At 64.1% G+C, this 13,530-nt stretch carries 14 protein-coding genes; 6 read left to right on the top strand and 8 right to left on the bottom strand.

What is annotated here, in order from left to right; translation table 11 throughout:
• Positions 1 to 61: 61 nt before the first annotated feature.
• The 3 genes from ACTTAG_RS00275 to ACTTAG_RS00265 all read right to left on the bottom strand — a co-directional run bounded on the left by ACTTAG_RS00275 (position 62) and on the right by ACTTAG_RS00265 (position 3,776).
• On the bottom strand, positions 62 to 871 hold the full coding sequence (locus tag ACTTAG_RS00275; RefSeq protein ID WP_444463654.1) for a 3'(2'),5'-bisphosphate nucleotidase CysQ: 810 nt from the start codon (positions 869 to 871) through the stop codon (positions 62 to 64).
• Positions 858 to 2,204, bottom strand: a complete 1,347-nt coding sequence (locus ACTTAG_RS00270) for a TldD/PmbA family protein (RefSeq protein ID WP_444463653.1) — start codon at positions 2,202 to 2,204, stop codon at positions 858 to 860. The genes ACTTAG_RS00275 and ACTTAG_RS00270 overlap by 14 nt, the downstream gene beginning before the upstream one ends.
• A 63-nt stretch (positions 2,205 to 2,267) precedes the next feature.
• Positions 2,268 to 3,776, bottom strand: coding sequence for a DUF2125 domain-containing protein (locus tag ACTTAG_RS00265; protein WP_444463652.1), 1,509 nt, complete (start codon positions 3,774 to 3,776; stop codon positions 2,268 to 2,270).
• Positions 3,777 to 3,886: 110 nt separating this feature from the next.
• On the opposite strand from ACTTAG_RS00265, the gene ACTTAG_RS00260 reads away from it, so the two are divergent.
• On the top strand, positions 3,887 to 4,498 hold the full coding sequence (locus ACTTAG_RS00260; RefSeq protein ID WP_444463651.1) for an enoyl-CoA hydratase/isomerase family protein: 612 nt from the start codon (positions 3,887 to 3,889) through the stop codon (positions 4,496 to 4,498).
• Here ACTTAG_RS00260 and ACTTAG_RS00255 read toward each other — a convergent pair whose 3' ends face one another.
• Positions 4,499 to 4,840: a DUF2853 family protein gene (locus ACTTAG_RS00255; protein ID WP_444463650.1), complete on the bottom strand. Its 342-nt coding sequence runs from the start codon at positions 4,838 to 4,840 to the stop codon at positions 4,499 to 4,501.
• 180 nt (positions 4,841 to 5,020) lie between these two features.
• Positions 5,021 to 6,412, bottom strand: coding sequence for an adenosylhomocysteinase (gene ahcY / locus ACTTAG_RS00250; protein WP_444463649.1), 1,392 nt, complete (start codon positions 6,410 to 6,412; stop codon positions 5,021 to 5,023).
• Between the two features lie 126 nt (positions 6,413 to 6,538).
• Between ahcY and ACTTAG_RS00245 the strand changes: the two genes are divergently transcribed.
• Positions 6,539 to 7,129 (top strand): HD domain-containing protein, encoded by a 591-nt coding sequence (locus ACTTAG_RS00245; RefSeq protein WP_444463648.1) that lies wholly within the window; start codon positions 6,539 to 6,541, stop codon positions 7,127 to 7,129.
• A 178-nt stretch (positions 7,130 to 7,307) separates the two neighbouring features.
• Complete coding sequence (locus tag ACTTAG_RS00240; protein WP_444463647.1) at positions 7,308 to 8,186, top strand: LysR family transcriptional regulator; 879 nt, start codon at positions 7,308 to 7,310, stop codon at positions 8,184 to 8,186.
• On the opposite strand, the gene hvrA is transcribed toward ACTTAG_RS00240, so the two are convergent.
• The 3 genes from hvrA to senC all read right to left on the bottom strand — a co-directional run bounded on the left by hvrA (position 8,187) and on the right by senC (position 9,834).
• Positions 8,187 to 8,495 (bottom strand): trans-acting regulatory protein HvrA, encoded by a 309-nt coding sequence (gene hvrA / locus ACTTAG_RS00235; protein ID WP_444463646.1) that lies wholly within the window; start codon positions 8,493 to 8,495, stop codon positions 8,187 to 8,189. It lies immediately after the preceding gene.
• A gap of 66 nt (positions 8,496 to 8,561) precedes the next feature.
• Positions 8,562 to 9,116 carry an ActR/PrrA/RegA family redox response regulator transcription factor gene (locus ACTTAG_RS00230; RefSeq protein ID WP_013065792.1) on the bottom strand — a complete coding sequence of 185 codons (555 nt, stop codon included), beginning with the start codon at positions 9,114 to 9,116 and terminating at the stop codon, positions 8,562 to 8,564.
• A gap of 52 nt (positions 9,117 to 9,168) precedes the next feature.
• Positions 9,169 to 9,834 (bottom strand): cbb3 -type cytochrome c oxidase assembly copper chaperone SenC, encoded by a 666-nt coding sequence (gene senC / locus ACTTAG_RS00225; RefSeq protein ID WP_444463645.1) that lies wholly within the window; start codon positions 9,832 to 9,834, stop codon positions 9,169 to 9,171.
• 129 nt (positions 9,835 to 9,963) lie between these two features.
• On the opposite strand from senC, the gene regB reads away from it, so the two are divergent.
• The 3 genes from regB (at position 9,964) to tsaE (ending at position 13,530) form a co-directional block, all read left to right on the top strand.
• On the top strand, positions 9,964 to 11,322 hold the full coding sequence (gene regB / locus ACTTAG_RS00220; RefSeq protein ID WP_444463644.1) for a sensor histidine kinase RegB: 1,359 nt from the start codon (positions 9,964 to 9,966) through the stop codon (positions 11,320 to 11,322).
• An 84-nt stretch (positions 11,323 to 11,406) separates the two neighbouring features.
• A complete protein-coding gene (locus ACTTAG_RS00215; RefSeq protein ID WP_444463643.1) occupies positions 11,407 to 13,014 on the top strand; it encodes a PAS-domain containing protein in 1,608 nt (535 codons plus the stop codon).
• A gap of 39 nt (positions 13,015 to 13,053) precedes the next feature.
• On the top strand, positions 13,054 to 13,530 hold the full coding sequence (gene tsaE / locus ACTTAG_RS00210; protein WP_444463642.1) for a tRNA (adenosine(37)-N6)-threonylcarbamoyltransferase complex ATPase subunit type 1 TsaE: 477 nt from the start codon (positions 13,054 to 13,056) through the stop codon (positions 13,528 to 13,530).

Here is a 13,530-nt window from a genome sequence, read left to right as displayed (position 1 = left end):
CCCTTGGTTCAGCAGTTCTTGCCAAGGCTGAAGCTAGGGAGAGAAGGTTTATATCCGGTAATCAGAGATCGGATTCTTCGGCCAGGGGCCGCAAGCGGGACAGGTATTGCGCATGCAGACCGGGGGCGCCGACCAGCAATCCCTCGATCTGGGCGCTGGGGGTGTTGAAGCGGATCGAGGCGCCCGCCCGGTCGGTGACGATGGCGCCCGCGCAGGTGGCGATCAGGCTGGCGGCGGCCACGTCCCATTCCCAGGTCGGCCGCACCGTCAGGCTGGCGTCAAAGCGGCCCTCGGCCACCAGACACAGCCGCCAGGCCAGCGAGGGGCGGAAAAAACGGCGATAATCGGGCTTTTCGTCAATCCAGTTCGTCGCGACATCGCAGACTTTCGAGGCGAGCAGGCTCGACCCCTGGATCGAGGCCGGATCGGCGCTGCGGATCGGCTGGCCGTTCAGCAATGCCGGGCCGCCGCGGATCGCGGCATAGGTCTCCTCGAACACCGGAAGATGCACGACGCCTGCCAGAACCTCGCCCTCTTCGACGACGGCGATGGCATGGGCAAATCCGGGCTCGTTCGACAGGAAGGCGCGGGTGCCGTCGATCGGATCGACGACGAAGAGGCGCCGACAGGACAGCCGGGCCGCGTCGTCCTGGCTTTCCTCGGAGAGCCAGCCATAATCTGGCCGCGCCTTGCGCAGGATATGCGCCAGCAGGTCGTTCACCGCCAGATCGGCCTCGGATACCGGACCGGCATCGCCGTCCTTGTCCCAATGTTTCGGCGCATGTTTCCAGTATTGCAGCGCCAATTCGCCCGCGGCTTCGGCGGCCTTGATCAGAAGTTCAAGATCGGTGGCGGCATCAGCACCCGGCAATCGTCAGCCCCTCAAGCAGAAGCGACGGCACGACATGGCTCAGATGTGGCCGCGCGTCATTGGCGGGGATGATCCGGCGCAGCATCTCGCGCAGGTTTCCGGCCACGGTGCATTCGTTCACCACATGCGAAATCTGTCCGTTTTCAACCCAGTAGCCTGCCGCCCCACGCGAATAATCGCCCGTGGTCGGGTTGATCGTCGCGCCGATGAAAGAGGTCACCAGAAGCCCGGTGCCCATGTCGCGGATCAGATCCTCGCGCGATTTCGGGCCCTGCGTCAGCGCGACATTGGCCGCGGCGGGGCTGGGCGGCATCGATGTTCCACGCGAGGCATTGCCGGTGCTGCGCAGCCCCAGCTTGCGCGCCGTGGCCAGATCCAGCACCCAGCCGGTCAGCACGCCGTCGTCCACCAGCGCGCGGCGGGCGGGGGGCAGCCCCTCGGCGTCGAAGGGACGCGAGCCCGAGATGCGCGGCCGGAACGGGTCTTCGATCAGGCTGAGGCCCTTGGGCAGCACTTCGGTTTCCAGACCATCGCGCAGCCAGGAAGCGCCCCGGGCAATGGCGGTGCCGTTGATCGCCGACAACAGATGGCCGATCAGGCTGGCCGCGACGCGTTCATCCAGCAGCACCGGAAAGGCCCCGGTTTTCGGTTGCACTGCGCCCAGCCGGGCCACGGCGCGTTCGCCCGCCTGCAGCCCGATGGACGTGGCCGCGGGCAGATCGGCGCCGAAAATCCGCGCCTCCGAGGCCCAGTCGCGTTCCATTGCCGCGCCTTCACCGGCAATCGCCACCGCCGAGATCGACCGCGAGGTGCGGGCGTAACCGCCTGAAAATCCGTTCGTTGCCGCCATGTGCAACAGACGCTTCGACCACGAGGCCGAGGCCGATTGCACCTGCGAGACCCCTTTGACCGACATCGCCGCCGCTTCGGCCTCGCGCGCGTCGGTTTCCAGTGCGTTCGCCAGCGGTTCTGCGCCCGGATCGGCCAGTTCCAGCGCCTCAATGTCCCAACCCTGCGCCAGTTGCGACGGATCGGCCAGACCGGCATGCGGGTCTTTTGGGGCTTCGCGGGCCATCGCCACGGCGCGTTCGGCCATGTCGGAAATCGTGCGGGCGGAAATATCCGAGGCCGAGACACAGGCCTGACGCCCGCCGATCAGCACGCGCAGGCCGATCTCCAGCCCTTCGGAGCGTTCCGCCTGTTCCAAAGCCCCGCCGCGCACGTCGATCGACACGGCGCGACCATCGACAGCCAGCGCATCGGCGGCTTCGGCCCCGGCCTTGCGGGCGGCGGTCAGCAGGGCCTCGGTCAGATCGGCAAGAACGGGGGGCATCGGCTCTCCTTGTGAAAAACCGCCCGGAAGGCCGGGCGGTTTCGCTGTTCCGGTTCGTCTGTCTTACTTGATCGGCTGGCCATTGGCCAGAATATGGCCGCCTTCCTTGAACTCGATCTTCGAGGTGAACAGATCCTCGCCCGCGGGCACGGCATACATGCCCATCATCATCTTGGCGAACATCACCTGATCCTGCGGCATGACCCCCATGGCCACAAGCCCGTCCATCAGCTTGTTGGCCCCGGAAAGCTGCAGATCGACCGCGCCGATCGGCATCGGCACGCCCATGGAATTGTCGAAGGTCATCGCCCCCGTCCCGGTCAGTTCGGCCCCGGCGGCGGTCAGCTGCACCTTGTTCACATTCAGGCTGTTGATCTCCACCGGCGGCACCGGCGAGGCCGCGGCGGCGCCCGAGAACAGATCGACCGTCGGCCGACCGGTGCCGGTCAGGTCGATGATCAGGGTCGCCGGATCATGCGCCAGCTTCGCCATCGGGTCGATCATCTGCCAGATCTGCTCGGACAGGCTCAGCCCGACAAGCGAAACCTTGCTGGTGAAGGGCTGCGGTGCGGTCGTGGCGGAAAGCGGCAGGGCAAAGTCGATCTCGCCCTGATCAATGCTGGCCGACATCGGCATCGGGAATTCGGCGGTTTTAATCTCCATCCGGGTCTTGGTGCCGGTGGCCGCATAGCGCACACCGTCCCGGGAAAAGGCGATGATCGCATGGCCGCCCTCGGCCGAGCCGGTGACGCTCACCGGGCCGGTCTTGGTGCCAGACTGCATCGTATAGCTCAGGGCGCCATAGCTCATGTCGCTGTTGGTGCGCATGCCCTTGCCGATCGCATCGCCGAGCTGCGCGGCATCCGCACCTTCGGGCATCAGGCTGTCGCCCTTGATCGCCAGATCCTTCATTTCGACCTTGGCGTCGATCGTCGTCGATTCCTCGGGATCGGCGCCGGTCATGCTCAGCGACATCGCGCTGGCCTTCAGATCGGCCTTCGTGCTTTGACCGCCGGCCGAAGACATGGTTTGCGTGCCGGTCAGCCCGGTCAGGGTCATGCCCAAAAGCGCCGGCTGGCTGCCCGGGGCCGAGGGCTGGGCCTCGATACTGGCGGAGATGCTGGGCGCATCGACCAGATAGGACATTTCCTCGGGCGTGCCCGAAATCACCACGCTGGCATCGGTCTTGTCGATCTTGATCTTCGCGGTTTCGGTCTTGCCCGCGGCATCGGTGGTGTCATTGCTGCCGGTTATCTCGCCCTCGACCGCGCCCTTGACGGTGCCGTCGCCCAGATCTTCCAGCAAGATCGCGGGCACGGTCAGCTTCGTCTTCGAGACCTGCTTGTCGGTGCCGATTTCGGTCGTCGTCTCGTTGGTCAGGACCAGATCCGAAATCGTCAGCACGTCGCCATCGCGTTCGACGGCGCCGGGGGTGACGGTGAATCCATAAGCGGAATATTGTTTTTGCCAGCTCTCCCAGACCTGTTCCGGGGTGACATCGGCCATGGCCGCGGTCGAGCTCATCAGAAGCGCGAAGAATGTGGTGGTGCCAGCGGACTTCAGCCGTGCCATCGGGGACCTCGTGGAAAAAGGAATTGGTCCACCTTCCGCTGCACGTCAGGAATGGTCAAGGGGCAATGGGGTTGCTAACAGGTTTGGGAAACCAGAGCGCGGAGGGACGGATGATCCATGTGAAATCGGCCGAGGGCGTCTGGACGGTGACGATCGACCGGCCGGAAAAGGCGAATTCCCTGACCCGGGCGATGCTGTCCGAGATTGCCGATGCCGCCGATGCGGCGGGCCGTGCGCAGGCACATGCTTTTGTTCTGCGCGGCACCGGCAAGGTGTTTTCGGCGGGGATGGACCTTGACGAGGCGCAGACAGGCCTTGCCACCGATCCGGTCTGGGAGCGGCTGTCGGGGGCGGTGGCGGCGCTGCCCTGTCTGACCGTCGCGGCGCTGAACGGCACTTTGGCCGGGGGGGCGATGGGCATGGCTCTGGCCTGCGATCTGCGCATTTCCGTGCCGCAGGCGAAGGTCTTCTATCCGGTGATGAAACTGGGCTTCCTGCCGCAGCCCTCGGACCCGAAGCGGCTTGCGGTGCTGGTCGGTCCGGCGCGGGCGAAGATGATCCTGATGGCGGGGCAAAAGATCGACGCGGCCGAGGCCTTGTCCTGGGGGCTGATCGACCGGATCGTGGCGCCCGAAGCGATGGACACGGTGCTGGCCGAGCTGCTGGCCGATGTGACCGCCGCCAGTCCTTCCCATGTGGCGGCGATCAAGGGCTTGATCTGATCAGAGGTAATGGCTTTCCTTGCGGAAATGCCGGACCAGCATGTAATAGATCACCGCGCGATATTTGCGCGGTTCCGACCGGCCATAGGTTTCGATCGCGGCGTCGATCGCATCGTCGAGATCGGGGCTGTCGGGCAGGCCGAGCTTCTTGCCAAGAAAGGCCCGGCGGATGTGGTCAAGCTCGCTTTTCTGGCTGGCCGCAACGATTTCGGCATCGGGGTCGTAGATCGCCGGGCCGCAGCCGATGGTGACCTTTTCCAGCAGCGCCATGTCCGGCGTGATGCCACATTTTCCCTGCAAATCTTCGGCATATTTCGCGATCAATGCGTCTCGCTTGCCCATCTGTCGTCGTCTCCGTGGTCGGCGCGTTCTTTCCCTGTCGTGGCCAGCCTAGGGCGGAGCGCTGTGCGAGACAAAGGGTTTCCCCGGCGCGGGCTTTGATCCGGCATGTCTTTGCCGATCGGGCAGGGCGCAAACGAAAGCGGGGCCCGAAGGCCCCGCCCGTTGCCGTGACTGGCAGGATCAATAGCGGTAATGGTCCGACTTGAACGGGCCTTCGACGGTGACGCCGATGTATTCGGCCTGATCGGGACGCAGCGTGGTCAGTTTCACGCCGATCTTCTTCAGATGCAGACGCGCCACCTTTTCATCCAGCGATTTCGGCAGGATGTAGACGCCCGGCTGATAGTCGGCGCCCTTGGTCCAAAGCTCGATCTGCGCCAGAACCTGGTTGGTGAAGCTCGCCGACATCACGAAGCTGGGGTGGCCGGTGGCATTGCCGAGGTTCAGGAGGCGGCCTTCGGACAGCAGGATGATCCGCGCGCCCGAGGGCATCTCGATCATGTCCACCTGGTCCTTGATGTTGGTCCATTTGTGGTTCTTCAGCGCGGCGACCTGAATTTCGTTGTCGAAATGGCCGATGTTGCCGACGATGGCCATGTCCTTCATCTCGCGCATGTGCTCGATGCGGATCACGTCCTTGTTGCCGGTGGTGGTGATGAAGATGTCGGCATCCGCCACCACATCTTCCAGCACGACGACTTCATAGCCGTCCATCGCGGCTTGCAGCGCGCAGATCGGATCGACCTCGGTCACTTTCACCCGGGCGCCCGCGCCGCGCAAGCTTGCGGCCGAGCCCTTGCCCACGTCGCCATAACCGCAGACGACGGCGACCTTGCCCGCCATCATTGTGTCGGTGGCGCGGCGGATACCGTCCACGAGCGATTCCTTGCAGCCGTATTTGTTGTCGAATTTCGACTTGGTGACGGAATCGTTCACGTTGATCGCCGGGAAGGGCAGGAGGCCCTTCTTGTGCAGGTCATACAGGCGATGCACGCCCGTCGTGGTTTCTTCCGAAACGCCCTTGATCGCCGCGCGCTGCTGGGTGAACCAGCCGGGGCTTTCGACCATGCGCTTCTTGATCTGGTTGAAGAGGCAGACTTCCTCTTCCGAGGTCGGCGTGGCGATCAGATCGGTTTCCCCGGCTTCGACGCGGGCGCCCAAGAGGATGTACAGCGTCGCATCGCCGCCATCATCCAGGATCATGTTGCAGGTGCCTTCCGGGAACTGGAAGATCTTGTCCGTATAGGCCCAGTATTCTTCCAGCGTCTCGCCCTTGACGGCAAAGACCGGCGTGCCGCCCGCGGCGATGGCGGCGGCGGCGTGATCCTGGGTCGAGAAGATGTTGCACGAGGCCCAGCGCACTTCGGCGCCCAGCGCCTTCAGCGTTTCGATCAGCACCGCGGTCTGGATCGTCATATGCAGCGAGCCGGCGATGCGGGCGCCCTTGAGCGGCTGGCTCGGCCCGAATTCTTCGCGGCAGGCCATCAGGCCCGGCATTTCGGTTTCGGCAATATCCAGTTCCTTGCGGCCGAAATCAGCCAGCTTGATATCCTTGACGATGTAATCGGCCATCGGGCGCTCCTTGAATTTCAGTCGGCGGTTGCATAGCACCTTGAGCCCCGTGGCGCAACGAAGCGAAGCTGCGACGTTTACAGTCTCTTTCGCTTTGGCTAGCAGAAGGAAAACGGGGGATTTTCGATGAAACGGGCATGGCAGAGGATGCTGTCAGGGCGCAGGCTGGATCTGCTCGACCCGACGCCCATGGACATCGAGATCGAGGATATCGCCCATGGCCTGGCCTTTGTCGCGCGCTGGAACGGCCAGACGCGGGGCGATTACGCCTATTCGGTGGCGGAACATTCGCTGCTGGTCGAGGAGCTGTTCGCCCGCGCCAATCCCGGGGTCGGCGAACGCTGGCGGCTGGCGGCCTTGTTGCATGATGCGCCCGAATATGTGCTGGGCGACATGATCACCCCGGTCAAGGCGGCGATCGGCACGGCCTATGGCGAGCTGGATGAGCGGCTGACGGCGGCGGTGCATCTGCGCTTCGGCCTGCCCGCGGTGCTGCCCGCCCCGATCAAACGTGCGATCAAGGCGGCAGATACGGTTTCGGCCAGGCTGGAAGCCGAGCAGATCGCGGGATTTTCAGAGGCCGAGGCGGACAGGATCTTCGGAAAGCCGGATCCTGTCCTTGTGCGGGGTCTGGCGATCCGCCTGCGTCCCCCGCCCGAGGTGCGCGCAGCCTTTACCGCGCGTCACCATGCCCTGCTGAGTGCTCTCAGCGGTTGAACTTGTATTCGCCAGCGTTGCGGGCGCGGGGAGCATAGCCACCCATGGCAAGGGCCATCACTTCTCCAAGAATCCGGAACATCGCGGATCTCCTTTTCTCTCTATGCTCCTTGAATGCCTTGACGCGGGCCGCAAGGCGAGTCAGGAATTTTTCCACAGATGATAGGCAGGCTAACAGATGAGCGAAATCGACTGGCGGCGCATGCCGCCGCTGACAGCCCTGCGCGCCTTTGCCGCAACGGCAAGCGAGGGGGGGTTCAGCGCGGCGGCCCGCAAGCTGAATGTCACCCACGCTGCCATAGCGCAACAAGTCCGCGCGCTGGAGGCCGATCTCGACGTGCCGCTGGTCTGGCGCGACGGCAAGCATCTGCACCTGACGCCCGAGGGCGAGCGCTTTGCCAAGGCACTGGCGGACGGGTTTGCGATGATACAATCGGCGGCGGAAATGCTGCGGGCGGATACCAGCGAAAAGGCGCTTTCGGTGACGGTGCCCCCGGTTTTCGCTTCGGAATGGCTGATGCCGCGACTGGCGCGGTTCTGGAAGCGGCATCCCGATATTCCGCTGTCGCTTTTGCCCGATGCGCGGCTGGTCGATCTGAAGGAAATCGGGGCGAATATCGGCATTCGTTTTGGCGTCGGCAAATGGCCCGGGGTGATTTCCGAATTTCTGACCGCTGCCCCTCAGGTTGTGGTGGCGGCGCCGGAATTGCTGGGCGGGCGAAAGAAACTGTCGCTGCGGGAAATGGCGATGCTGCCCTGGGTGCGCGAGGGCGATTGGCCCGAGCAGATGCAATTGCTGGAATCCATGGGGCTGGTTCCGGCGGCGCTGAAATTTGTCGATTTCCCGAACGAGGAATTGGCATTGGCCGCCGCCCGCGAAGGGATCGGCCTGCATCTGGAAACCGAGGCGCTGATCGTCGAGGATCTGAAACTGGGCTGGCTGGTGAAAATCCACGAGCTGACCGAGGAAAGCCTGGGCTATTATATCGTCAGGCCGCCGGGTCGGTTGACTCCGGCGGCCAAGATATTCATCGACTGGCTGAAGGCCGAAGCCTGATCAGATCGTCAGATCTTCAAGCGTCTTGCCGGAAGCCAGCGCGGCTTCGACCCATTTCGGCTTGCGGCCGCGTCCGGTCCAGGTTTCGGCCGGATCGGCCGGGTTCGCATATTTCGCCGCAACGGTCTTGCGCGGTTTCACGGCGCTCATCGCGAGAAGATCGGCCAGCGGATAGCCCATACGGCGGGCCATCTCTTCAAGCTCTGCAAGAGCTTCCTTTTTCTTCCGTTCTTCGTAGGTCACGATCGCACGGTCGACCTTGGACCGGAGCGCCTTGAGTTCGTTCAGTGAAAGCGCGTCGATATCCATGAAAACCTCCAGTGAGTGGTTTCATGGATATCGAATATTATGTTCGCGCAATCAAGATATATTCGGTTATCGCGGGCTGCGTTTGGCCAAAATCCGCTGCAGGGTGCGGCGGTGCATATTCAGCCTGCGGGCGGTTTCCGAAACGTTGCGATCGCACAGCTCGTAAACCCGCTGGATATGTTCCCAGCGCACGCGGTCCGCACTCATCGGATTTTCCGGCGGCGGCGGCAGGGCTTCGCCCTTGGCCAGAAGCGCATTGGTGATGTCATTCGCATCGGCCGGTTTCGACAGATAATCCGTCGCGCCCATTTTCACCGCGGCCACGGCGGTGGCAATGGCGCCATAACCGGTCAGAACGACGATCCGGGCCTCGGGGCGGCGTTCGCGCAGGGCTTCGACCACTTCCAGCCCGTTGCCGTCTTCCAGACGCAGGTCGATCACCGCATAGGCGGGCGCCCGGTTCTGCACGATTGCCTTGCCGGCGGACACCGTTTCGGCAATTTCCGTCTGAAACCCGCGCTTTTCCATCGCGCGCGCAAGGCGGGTCAGGAACGCATTATCGTCATCGACCAGAAGCAGCGACCTGTCGCTTCCGAGTTCGGCGAATTCTTCTTCGGCCATGGCTCCCCCCTTTCACCCTCTTTTCCGGTTCTAAAGCTATATTTGGCGCTGGTCAATTTCCGTTGCCCGCCGCGGGGCTTTCCCCGGGGGCTGCCAGCGCATCCAGGAAGCATCCGACACTGTCGGCCACCATTTCCGGTGTGGCGTCGCGATCATAGAAATCGAGAAAGCCAAGCTTCGGGTCCATCAGATAGGTCTGGGTCGAATGATCGACCAATGTCGTCGGATCACCGGGGGTCTGAATCCGGTAGTAGGCCCGATAGGCCCGCACCGCCGCGTCGATCTGTTCGACGCTGCCGGTCAGGCCGATCATCTTCGGGCTCATCAGATCGGTGAAATCGACCAGCGCCGCGGGCGTGTCGCGGGCCGGATCGACCGAAATCAGGATCGGCGTCACCTCATGGCCGCGTTCGGCCAGCAGATCGACAGCGGCGGCGTTGCGGGTGCTGTCGATCGGGCAGACATCGGGGCAGAAGGTATAGCCGAAATAGATCAGGCTGGGCCGGGTGATCACCTCGCGGTCGGTGACGGTGGCGCCGGTTTCCGAGACCAGCGTGAACGGGCCGCCGATCTGCGCCGAGGCGCTGCCCACGCCCTTGCGGCATTGCGCGAAGCGGTCCGCCTTCGAGGTGCTGAAGGACACTGCGGCAGAGATGCCAACCACGACGACGACGGCTGCAGTGGCAGCCAGCGCGGCGGTCTTGCTCGAAACGTTCATCGCTTCTCCTTCGGTGCTGGTGATTGATTGCGCAGCGCAACGGGAATATCAAGGGGTTGCGGTGAGGGTGAGACGGTGGGGACGACGATGGCGGATATGACGAGGGCTGTCGACCGGCCGGAATTCGATATGTCGGCAAGTTTGAGCCATCAGGAATGGGTCCGTCTGCGGACCTTGATCCTGTTGCGCTGGGCGGCGGTCGTCGGTCAGATGGCGGCGCTGATCGCCGCTTACGGCTATTACGACATCGCGCTGAACCTGCCGATGTGCATCGGCACGATCGGGTTCGCCGTCGCCGCCAACATTGCCGCGATCTATCTGTATCCGGAATCCCGGCGGCTGTCGCAGGCCGAGGTGACGGCGACGCTGCTGTTCGACACCGCGCAGCTGGCGCTGTTGCTGTCGCTGACCGGGGGGCTGACCAACCCCTTTGCGCTGCTGATCCTGGTTCCGGTCACCATTGCCGCAACTGCGCTGAACCTGCGTCCGACGCTGCTGCTGGGCGGGGCGACGATCGCGATGATCACCTTTGTCGCCGTCTTCAACGAGCCGTTGCGCACCCAAACCGGCCAGAACATCGACGTGCCGCCGATGATCGAATTCGGCTCCTGGGTGGCGATCGTGATCGGGGTGATCTTTCTGGGCGCCTATGCGCACCGGATCGCGCAGGAAATCCATTCGATGTCGGATGCGCTTTTCGCCACGCAGATGGCATTGTCGCGCGAACAGAAGCTGACCGATCTGGGCGGGGTGGTGGCCGCTGCGGCGCATGAGCTGGGCACGCCTTTGGCGACGATCAAGCTGGTCTCGACCGAACTGGCCGAAGAGCTGATCGACGATCCGGAACTGCATGACGATGCGGTGCTGATCCGCGAACAGGCGGAACGCTGCCGCGACATCCTGCGCTCGATGGGGCGGGCGGGCAAGGATGACGTGCATCTGCGCACCGCGCCGCTGCTGGCCGTTCTGCGCGAGGCCGCCGAGCCGCATCTGGACCGCGGCAAGATGATCTATTTCGACGTCCTGCCCGGCGAAGGCGGCACCGAGCGGCAACCGACGATCTATCGCTATCCCGAACTGGTGCATGCGCTGCGCAACCTGATCCAGAACGCGGTCGATTTCGCCCAGACCACGGTCTGGGTCGATGCCGAATGGACCGAGCGCAGCATCATCGTGCGCGTCACCGACGACGGCCGCGGCTATTCGCCAAGCGTCATCAACCGCATTGGCGATCCCTTCATCTCGACCCGCTCGGCCGAGCGCAAGGAATACGAAGGCATGGGGCTGGGGCTGGGGCTTTTCATCGCCAAGACGCTGCTGGAACGCACCGGGGCGAAGCTGCGATTCGCCAATGGCGCCGAGCCCTATCAGAAGAACGCCCCGGTGCCGCGGCGCTCGGGCGCGGTGGTCGAACTGCGCTGGCATATCGGGCGGCTCATCGCCCCCGAGACCGGCCCGCTGGGCGAGAATCTTCCGATCACCGCCTGATGATCACAATCGTTCATTAACTTAACGGCACATTAACCTTTATTCCTCAATCATGACCGCAGGACAGGCGAGAGGGCTGCAGTCATGCAGATTGAGATTTTCCAGGCGATTCTGATCGTGGTGACCTCGGTTGGTTCGGCGCTGCTGGCGCTGCTGTTGCTGAGCGCGGTTCTCTCGCGCAAGTCCGGGGCCGTGGCGCGTGTGGCCACGCATCCGACGCTTGAACAGACGGTGTTCCTGTTCGACGATCAGGACATGGTCGATGCGACCGGGCCTGCCCAGGCGTTGCTGGATGCCGCGCCGATGGCGCTGTCGGACTGGGCGCGGCTCTCCGCCTTTGTCGGTCCGCGGTTTGACGGATTCGAAGCCTCGATGCGCAAACTGGCCGAACTGGGCCGGATCGAACTGGTCTCGAAACCCGAGGAGGGGCGGCGCACGCAGATCCGGCTGATTGCCGAGGATGTCAACGGCCTGGCGCGAATCACCCTGATCGACCCCGAGGCCGAGGGCCGCGGCGTTCTGGTCGATGGCCTGTCGCAACGGGCGCTGGAAGAAGAGCTGGATCTGCTGCGGCTGACGCTGGACCGCGCGCCGACCTTGGTCTGGCGCGAGGACGAGACCGGCAGGATCACCTGGGCGAACCGCGCCTATGTGCTGCGCTCGGGTGCCTTTTCCGAAACCGAAGAGGCGATGGTCTGGCCGCTGCCGCGCCTGTTCCACATGGAAGAAAACGCCCGGCTGACCGGTCCGCGTCGGCTGCGGCTGGATGACGGCGACGAACGGGCGGCCTGGTTCGACTGCCATTCCTTCCCGATGGACAAGGGCGCGCTGCATTTCGCCCTGCCGGCCGACTCGACGGTGCGGGCGGAAAAGGCGCTGCGCGATTTCGTCCAGACCCTGACCAAGACCTTCGCCGATCTGCCGATCGGTCTGGCGATCTTCGACCGGTCGCGGCAATTGCAACTGTTCAACCCGGCGCTGATCGACCTGACCCAGCTTGGCACCGATTTCCTGTCGAACCGGCCGACGCTTTACGCTTTCCTTGACCGGCTGCGCGAGGCGCGGATGATGCCCGAACCCAAGGATTATCGCAGCTGGCGGCTGAAGATGACGGAACTGGAACAGGCCGCCGCCGCGGGCTTCCATTCCGAAACTTGGATGCTGCCCTCGGGCCAGACCTATCGGGTCACCGGCCGTCCGCATCCCGATGGCGCCGTGGCCTTCCTGTTCGAGGATATTTCCTCGGAAGTGTCGCTGACCCGCCGTTTCCGTGCCGAGCTGGAGCAGGGTCAGGAAATCCTCGACATGATGAGCGAGGCGGTGGCGGTGTTCCAGCCCTCGGGTGAACTGACCGCTTCGAATGCGGCCTATGACAAGCTTTGGGGCGTGGAAACCGATACCTCGCTGCGCCGCACCACCATTCTGGACGCGGTGCGGCTGTGGCAGGGCAAATGCGATGCCTCCGACATCTGGGCCACGGCGCGCGGCTTCAACAACCGCATCGGTCAGCGCACGCTGATCGAGGGCACCGTGCGCCGCCGCGAGGATGGCATGATGATCGGCTGCCGCTTTGCGCCGATGACCGGGGGCGCGATGATGGCCAGCTTTCTGCCCAAGGGCGTCGTGACGCTGGACCCGCCCAGCCGGGCGATGTTTGACGAGGATCGTCCGGTCAAGGTTCTGGCCAGTTAAGGGGCTTGCCGCGGGGGGCAGGGCCGCTAGAGTGCGGCCATGCAAAAGCCGCCCGTCCTTCTGTCTCTCGATCTGCCCGACGCCGATGCCACCGAATGTTTCGGCGTCGCGATGGCCCCGCTGTTGCGGGCTGGCGATGTGCTCTTGCTCGATGGTCCGATCGGCGCGGGCAAGACCCATTTCGCCCGCGCCCTGATCCGCGCCCGGCTGGGGGTGCAGGAAGAGGTGCCCTCGCCCAGCTTTACCCTGGTGCAGGTCTATGGCGCCGAGCCCGAGATCTGGCATGCCGACCTCTATCGCCTGACCCATCCCGACGAGGCGATCGAACTGGGTCTGGACGAGGCCTTTCACACCGCGATCTGTCTGATCGAATGGCCCGAGCGGCTGGGCGATCTGCTGCCCGAAACGGCTCTGACATTGCAGTTTTCGCTGACGAACTCCGGCGAAGCGCGGCAGGTTGTGCTGCGCGGCGGTGGGGATTGGGCGCAGCGGCTTGCCGCCTTCGGGCAGGTCTGA

The sequence above is a fragment of the Rhodobacter capsulatus genome (assembly GCF_052363185.1).
GTDB lineage: Bacteria > Pseudomonadota > Alphaproteobacteria > Rhodobacterales > Rhodobacteraceae > Rhodobacter > Rhodobacter capsulatus_E.
Note: the sequence above shows the minus strand (reverse complement) of the source record. Positions and strands in the feature narration are given on the sequence as shown.

Coding starts and splice junctions, on each gene's coding strand:
- ACTTAG_RS00270 (WP_444463653.1), bottom strand. CDS start 2,204: ATGCCCCCCGTTCTTGCCGATCTGACCGAGGCCCTGCTGACCGCCGCC.
- ACTTAG_RS00265 (WP_444463652.1), bottom strand. CDS start 3,776: ATGGCACGGCTGAAGTCCGCTGGCACCACCACATTCTTCGCGCTTCTG.
- ACTTAG_RS00260 (WP_444463651.1), top strand. CDS start 3,887: ATGATCCATGTGAAATCGGCCGAGGGCGTCTGGACGGTGACGATCGAC.
- ACTTAG_RS00255 (WP_444463650.1), bottom strand. CDS start 4,840: ATGGGCAAGCGAGACGCATTGATCGCGAAATATGCCGAAGATTTGCAG.
- ahcY (WP_444463649.1), bottom strand. CDS start 6,412: ATGGCCGATTACATCGTCAAGGATATCAAGCTGGCTGATTTCGGCCGC.
- ACTTAG_RS00245 (WP_444463648.1), top strand. CDS start 6,539: ATGAAACGGGCATGGCAGAGGATGCTGTCAGGGCGCAGGCTGGATCTG.
- ACTTAG_RS00240 (WP_444463647.1), top strand. CDS start 7,308: ATGAGCGAAATCGACTGGCGGCGCATGCCGCCGCTGACAGCCCTGCGC.
- hvrA (WP_444463646.1), bottom strand. CDS start 8,495: ATGGATATCGACGCGCTTTCACTGAACGAACTCAAGGCGCTCCGGTCC.
- ACTTAG_RS00230 (WP_013065792.1), bottom strand. CDS start 9,116: ATGGCCGAAGAAGAATTCGCCGAACTCGGAAGCGACAGGTCGCTGCTT.
- senC (WP_444463645.1), bottom strand. CDS start 9,834: ATGAACGTTTCGAGCAAGACCGCCGCGCTGGCTGCCACTGCAGCCGTC.
- regB (WP_444463644.1), top strand. CDS start 9,964: ATGTCGGCAAGTTTGAGCCATCAGGAATGGGTCCGTCTGCGGACCTTG.
- ACTTAG_RS00215 (WP_444463643.1), top strand. CDS start 11,407: ATGCAGATTGAGATTTTCCAGGCGATTCTGATCGTGGTGACCTCGGTT.
- tsaE (WP_444463642.1), top strand. CDS start 13,054: ATGCAAAAGCCGCCCGTCCTTCTGTCTCTCGATCTGCCCGACGCCGAT.